Source organism: Leptospira sp. GIMC2001 (assembly GCF_028462125.1).
GTDB lineage: Bacteria > Spirochaetota > Leptospiria > Leptospirales > Leptospiraceae.
This window is the reverse complement of sequence record NZ_CP115468.1, coordinates 4,022,081-4,028,707: the sequence shown is the minus strand read 5'-3', so window position 1 is coordinate 4,028,707 and position 6,627 is coordinate 4,022,081. Positions and strand designations below refer to the sequence as shown.

6 protein-coding genes are annotated in these 6,627 nt (G+C 34.6%); 3 read left to right on the top strand and 3 right to left on the bottom strand.

Annotation, left to right across the window (positions count from 1 at the left end; translation table 11 throughout):
* Positions 1–125 precede the first annotated feature (125 nt).
* Together O4O04_RS19885 and O4O04_RS19880 are read right to left on the bottom strand one after the other, a co-directional pair.
* Positions 126–1,079 (bottom strand): hypothetical protein, encoded by a 954-nt coding sequence (locus tag O4O04_RS19885; RefSeq protein ID WP_272533692.1) that lies wholly within the window; start codon positions 1,077–1,079, stop codon positions 126–128.
* A gap of 50 nt (positions 1,080–1,129) precedes the next feature.
* On the bottom strand, positions 1,130–2,053 hold the full coding sequence (locus O4O04_RS19880; RefSeq protein WP_272533690.1) for a branched-chain amino acid transaminase: 924 nt from the start codon (positions 2,051–2,053) through the stop codon (positions 1,130–1,132).
* Positions 2,054–2,180: 127 nt separating this feature from the next.
* On the opposite strand from O4O04_RS19880, the gene mnmG reads away from it, so the two are divergent.
* Positions 2,181–4,055, top strand: a complete 1,875-nt coding sequence (mnmG, locus tag O4O04_RS19875) for a tRNA uridine-5-carboxymethylaminomethyl(34) synthesis enzyme MnmG (RefSeq protein WP_272533688.1) — start codon at positions 2,181–2,183, stop codon at positions 4,053–4,055.
* Between the two features lie 309 nt (positions 4,056–4,364).
* Here the strand turns inward: mnmG and O4O04_RS19870 are convergent, their stop codons facing one another.
* On the bottom strand, positions 4,365–5,093 hold the full coding sequence (locus tag O4O04_RS19870; protein WP_272533686.1) for a hypothetical protein: 729 nt from the start codon (positions 5,091–5,093) through the stop codon (positions 4,365–4,367).
* 41 nt (positions 5,094–5,134) lie between these two features.
* Between O4O04_RS19870 and O4O04_RS19865 the strand changes: the two genes are divergently transcribed.
* On the top strand, positions 5,135–5,887 hold the full coding sequence (locus tag O4O04_RS19865; protein WP_272533685.1) for an RsmG family class I SAM-dependent methyltransferase: 753 nt from the start codon (positions 5,135–5,137) through the stop codon (positions 5,885–5,887).
* Positions 5,866–6,624 carry a ParA family protein gene (locus tag O4O04_RS19860; protein ID WP_272533683.1) on the top strand — a complete coding sequence of 253 codons (759 nt, stop codon included), beginning with the start codon at positions 5,866–5,868 and terminating at the stop codon, positions 6,622–6,624. The genes O4O04_RS19865 and O4O04_RS19860 overlap by 22 nt, the downstream gene beginning before the upstream one ends.
* Positions 6,625–6,627 lie beyond the last annotated feature (3 nt).

Below are 6,627 nucleotides of genomic sequence, written 5' to 3'. Positions count from 1 at the left end.
AGTTTATGGACAGTACTAAACTTTCGTAACCTAGGTAAGATACAAATGAATTTTCGATATAGGATTATTTTTTTGTTAAAACTTTATGAGATAGAAATTAGTATTATGTCTCTTACGTTCGTATGTTACTTGTTAAGTGAACATAGCTTGGAAAAAAGTTGTGAAAGTATAAAGTTTTCCATTCCATTGAACTGTCGGTGGAGCATTTCTTTGAATTCAAAAACCGCAATGATTGATTCAGAATAATCCTTATCCATATTCTTCCGATATTCATGAATCATAATAGATGTAATCAACTCTAGAAATTTGGTATAATCAAATTCATCAGGCCATTCTGGATGTTTAACTTTATGTTCCCGAATCCATAGTTCAAGATCAAGTAGCTGTCTTGAGTCAAAAATTTTATTTTGAACAATGTCTTTGTATTCTGCCCAGACTATCGGATCCAAAAAATGATAATCAAATGAACCTGCTTGCTGATCGTGTAAAATTATATTTTGTTCAGAATTGATTTGGTTTAATGTTTTTGATGATAGATATCCGAATGGAATAAGGATAGCTCGACTTATTATTGTGCTCTTTAAGCTGTGAATGTCTTCCACAATAAAAATAAATCTAGTATGGTGTGGCGCTTCTTCTAATGTCTTGAGCATGGAAGTTTCTGCTTCACCGTTTATCTTATTTGCATCAGGAATAAGAACGACTCGCCGAGGTGAGATAGAAGGAGGATAGATTATCCTTTGATTTTGCAACCAGCGAATTGTAAATTCTTTGGGATCTTTTGATTCACCAATTGCAATTTTTTCCCCTTCAGGAAAAAGTATAAAGTCTGGATGAGTATTCTTCATGAACGTTCGGCAAGAAATGCAAGAACCACAGGAATTTTGATTCAAACACAATATTGTTCGAGCAAATCTTTCAGCTGCAAACCACTTACCAACACCAGATGGTCCATAAAAAATCAGAAGAGGAGGGATCTTGTCTTGATGCTTGGAATAATTTTCTAGATATTGTGATGCAGTTTTTTGTCCAAGTAGATCTCTTAGCGAAAAACTTGAACTTGCTTGTTCCGTTATCATATTTGAATCCCGATCTATTTTTAAAAGTTTAGAAATTTAACTTTATAGATTTAATAAATCGGAGTCAACCAATGCATAAATTTTTGATTATTTCCTTTTACAACATTGAAATATAGATCTTGTAATTTCTTACTAATAGGACCAATCTTGCCATCTGCGATAATTCTTTTATCAACTGATTTTACCCAGGCAACCTGAACTCCTGTTCCAGAGAAAAAGATCTCATCTGCAATGTAGAGCTCGCTTCTTGCTATCGAGCGTTCTTCGTAATCTATACCAAGTTCTTTTGCTAATTCAAAAATGGTTCGTCGTGTGATTCCTTCAAGTATAGAGGATTCTAAACTTGGCGTTATAATTTTTCCATTTCTAACAATGAAAATATTTTCAGCAGAACCTTCCGATACAAGACCTTTTGAATCCAAAAATATTGCTTCATCAAATCCATTTTGTATCGCTTCAGATTTCGCAAGTGCAGAGTTTACATATCCACCTGATGTTTTGGACATAGTAGGTATTGTTGTATCATCAATTCTTCTCCAACTAGAGATGCAGGTAGTTAGGCCATTTTCTGTATCAAGATAGTCATTCAATTTCAAAACATAAATTCCAATTTCTGTTGGAACATCATGAAATCTTGGTGATAGCTGAAGGGATGATGTATAAATGATAGGTCTTACATAAACATTTTGATGATAGCCACATTGCTTCAGTAATTCAATAGTGATCTCTTCAAGTTCCGCAGGAGATTTGGTAAATTGAAGCTGCATAATCTTAGTTGAATTGATTAATCTCTTGAAATGATCTTTGATTCTGAAGACATATAAATTCTTTTTATCAGAGTTATAGTATCCTCGGATTCCACCAAATACGGAAGTTCCATACTGAAGTGCATGAGTCTGGATACTAAGTTTAGCATTCTGCGCTGGAATAATATTACCTTCAAAGTAAGATAAATCTTTAGATGGTGTAGACATTGGCTTACGAATCTCCTTGTCTTATCCAAGTTCGTAAATTCCATTTCAATGAAAACTAGATTATATTTTGCTTTTAAACTAGAGACCTCATTCAGAATGAAACCAGAAGGTCTATCGTTAATATATTATGTCTAATGAAATCTATCCCAATCGATTCGACTGCATTGTTGTTGGAGCAGGTCATGCTGGAACAGAGGCTGCATACATTTCTGCGAGAGCAGGTCTCAAAACTTTATTGATAACTATGAATTTGGATACAATTGGACAGATGAGTTGTAATCCTGCGATTGGTGGAATCGCAAAAGGACATATGGTTCGGGAAGTAGATGCATTGGGTGGCTTAATGGGAAGAGTAATTGATGCAACGGGTATCCAATTTAAGATGCTTAATACTTCTAAGGGTCCTTCTGTCTGGGCTCCTCGTGCTCAAGCTGATAAAAAAGAATATCAACTAAAAGTAAAACATACTCTTGAAGCCACAGCAAATCTTTCTATAAGACAAGATACAGTTGAAGATTTAATCATAGAAGGTAATCAGCTTGTTGGTCTTCGCACGGGAAGAGGATTTGAGTTTTTTACGAATCATGCAATACTTACTACTGGAACATTTCTATCTTCAGTAATTCATATTGGAACATATCAGAAAGAAAGCGGAAGAATAGGTGAGCCAACTACAAAAGGTTTATCAAAATCTTTGGCAGGTCATCATTTTCGATTAGGTCGATTGAAGACAGGAACTCCAGCAAGAGTTCATCGTAGTTCAATTGATTTTGATGGATTGGAAGAACAACCGGGTGATGAGAATCCACCATCATTTTCTTTCTCAACAGATAAGATTACAAGAAAACAAATATCTTGTTTTATAGCTTACACGAATTCATTAACTCATGAAATCATAAATCAGAATCTTGAATTTTCACCTATGTACTCGGGTCAAATACAATCAACTGGACCTAGATATTGTCCTTCTATCGAAGATAAAGTTGTACGTTTTGCACAGCGTGATCGTCATCAAATCTTTATTGAGCCAGAAGGTTATGATACTAAAGAAATTTATTTGAACGGAGTATCAACCAGTCTTCCGGAAGAAGTACAATGGAAGTTTTTACGAAGCATCAAAGGTCTTGAGCGAGTAGAAATTATGCGACCTGGCTACGCTATTGAATATGATTTTGTGGATCCTACAGAATTAAAGCCAACATTAGAAACTCATAAGATAAAAGGTCTCTATCATGCAGGACAAATTAATGGAACGACTGGTTACGAAGAAGCTGCAGCTCAAGGTCTAGTTGCTGCTTACAATGTAGTTCGATCGGTTAAGAAAATGGAGCCTATGATTTTTAATCGATCTGAATCATACATTGGAGTTCTGATTGATGATTTAGTTTACAAAGGTGTTGAAGATCCTTATAGAATGTTCACGAGTAGAGCAGAGTATCGATTGATACTTCGTCAAGACAATGCAGATCAGAGATTGATGAGATATGGATTTGAAATGGGTTTAGTAGATAGAGAAACATTTGATAAATCTATTGATAAGTACAAGCGAATAGAATCTGTAAAAAAGAAAATTGAAACCACTTCCATGAAACCGTCCGAGCCCTTAGATCTTTTATTAAATAATAAAGGAATTCTAGATTATAAATTTGGCACCAAGGTTTCTGCATTTCTGAAACGATCTGACATTCATATACAAGATATTACTCCATTCTTGCCAGAAATTTCCGAACTAAGTATTGAAGATCAGGCTGTTCTGGAAATGGAAATTAAATATGAAGGCTACCTTAAGCGTGAATTGGATTCTATAGAGTATCGTAAGAAGTACATTCTTACTCCGATTCCTGATGATTTCAGTTATGATTCGATCACGAGTTTAAAGACTGAAGCTCTCACAAAATTGAAAAAACATAAACCAATCAATTTGGAAAAGGCATCGCAGATATCAGGAATCGATCCTTCAGATATAGACCTCTTGTTATTTCATCTCTCGGCTAAGAAGTAGTTTTTCCAAAACAGGTTTTATTAAAAACATTAATCATACTGTGTCGTAATGGATCTATTGTTTACTTCTAGATATAGATTTGTTGTTTGAATTAGTAATGTGAATTTAGCCATGGGCTTAAGCCCCTGGCTGAGGCGCAATAAGACCTTAAAACCATTTCAAGAACAGTATTCTAAAATAGTTTGCATCTACTCATGAAGATAAATTTGTTTTCTTGATTATCAAAACAATAAAGCAAAATAACTCTCATCATTTCCAAAATAGCGGAATTTAAAGTTCAACTTTTGGTTACCATTGACAAAGTAAAACTTAGTAAATCAATTTGTGTGTTTTAACAAGTTGCCATTTTCCATCTTGTTTCACATGAAACGAAAAGCCGATTAATTTGCCTTCACTGTCATAATCAAATAAGTTCTTACGGAATGAGTTATTCTGAATAAACAATCTTTCGGTTACATCACCTTTAGCATTTAAGGAAATTTCAACTCTTGCTATTGGCTTTTTCTTTTCGTCCATAACAGTAAGCACTTTAGATGTTTTGCTTCCTGTAAGGGAAAGTTTCTCTTTATCTTTTGTATCTTGCCAAGTTATTTCACCAGATTGAATCATCTCTCTATCCATAGAATTAATTACGCAGATCTGAATTAATTTTCCATCGGTATCGAAAATCTTGATAGTGGACAAATTTCCTTTTGAGTTGTAGAAGAATTCCTTTGATTCAGTAATTTTATTAGATGAATCATAAGTCACTTCTTTGGACAAACGACCTTTACTATCGTAGCTATACATCGTCCTTCCTTCAGACTTTCCGTCTCGAAAGAATTCTTCAGATTGCAAGAACTCTGAATTATATATGAGCTTGGATGTTAATAGAAGTTTATTATTCTCATCATAGACCTCTTCTTGTTTAGGTTTATGTTTTTGGTCTTTAGGATTTAAAATTAGCCGATCTGTATATGACCATTTTGCTGGAGTATAAGCAGATAAAGAGTTCAAGGAAAATAATAGAGTTGTTATGCAGATAAAAGTTTTCATCATTAAAGCTATCGGCTAAAATACAAAAAGGTTAACTATCGATTATGTCCTATAAAGAACTTGAAGATGCTTTTAAACTGAATTTCCCAACTACATGGGAAGATATCTTGGAAGAATTTGATCTAGAAATTTTGAGCGAATACCTTCGCTTCTTGGAAACTAAGAATGTAGAAGGGGGATTTTTTTCTAAGAATGACGGTAACAATATTTTGATACGACATGTTTTGGAATCAGCCTTCAGCATTTATGTTCTGGCGGGTAATGGATTCATTTCACGTGAAACAAAAATACTAGATGTGGGAACTGGTCCGGGACTCCCAGGTTTCCTTTTTATATGTTTAAAAGAAAGTCCAATCGTAACACTGATGGATAGCCAACGTAGAAAGTTAAGCTTACTTGAGGAATGGTGGAAGCAGTTAAAAACTCATTCTAAGAATTTACAATTTATATATAAAAGAGCAGAAGAGGCTAAAGGTAATTTTGATCTGGTTGTGATGCGAGCTTCAATTCCTTATCCATTCTCTGCTGAAATCGTTACACGCTTAGTGAAGATTGGTGGTTTCTTTTGTCCGTTTCTAGCAAAAGAACAACAGTGGCAGAAAGTGGAATCGGAAATTTTGTCCGAGTGTGGATATACAATTCAAGGCAAGATCGAATTGGATGAACTAAGTTTTCTAGGGAGCAGACATATTAAAGTATTGAAAAAGCTATCTCAAGCAAAACATGGTTATCCAAGAGATTGGAAAATTATCTCAAGAGAAATTAAGGAAAAGACATGGGAAAAATTATCTCCATAAGCAATCAAAAGGGTGGAGTAGGTAAAACGACAACAGCAATCAATCTTGCTGCGTGCCTATGCGAAATTGGTAAGAAAGTTTTAATAGTGGATATCGATCCTCAAGGCAACTCAGGTTCTGGTCTTGGACTTGAAATTAATAAAATAACAAAAACAACTTATGAGCTTCTTCTCGGAGAATGCTCGGTAAGTGAGACAATTAGCAAAACAGGAATTGATAATCTGCATATCATTCCAGCGAACATCAATCTCAGTGGATCGGAGGTGGATTTGCTTGATAACGAAAGAAGAGAATACAAACTTAGAGAAGCTCTTAAGGAAATTAGATCGGAATATGATTTTATTCTAATCGATTGTCCACCATCTCTTGGAATTTTAACAATCAATGCATTATGTGCATCTGACTCTGTGATGATTACTCTTCAGACAGAATATTTTGCCTTGGAGGGACTGAGTCAGTTAATGAAAATCATTGCTATGGTTCAGACGAATCTTAACACTTCGCTTGAGTTGGATGGAGTAGTTCTAACTATGTATGACAAAAGAACAAATCTTGCTAACCAAGTTGCAGAAGATGTGAGAAATTATTTTCAAGATAAAGTATATCAAACTTTAATTCCAAGAAATATTAAATTGAGCGAAGCTCCATCCTTTGGTAAACCAATCAATCTTTACGATTCAGATGGGATTGGTTCTTCAAGTTATCGAAGCCTTGCAAAAGAAGTGATAGGGAGATAATTC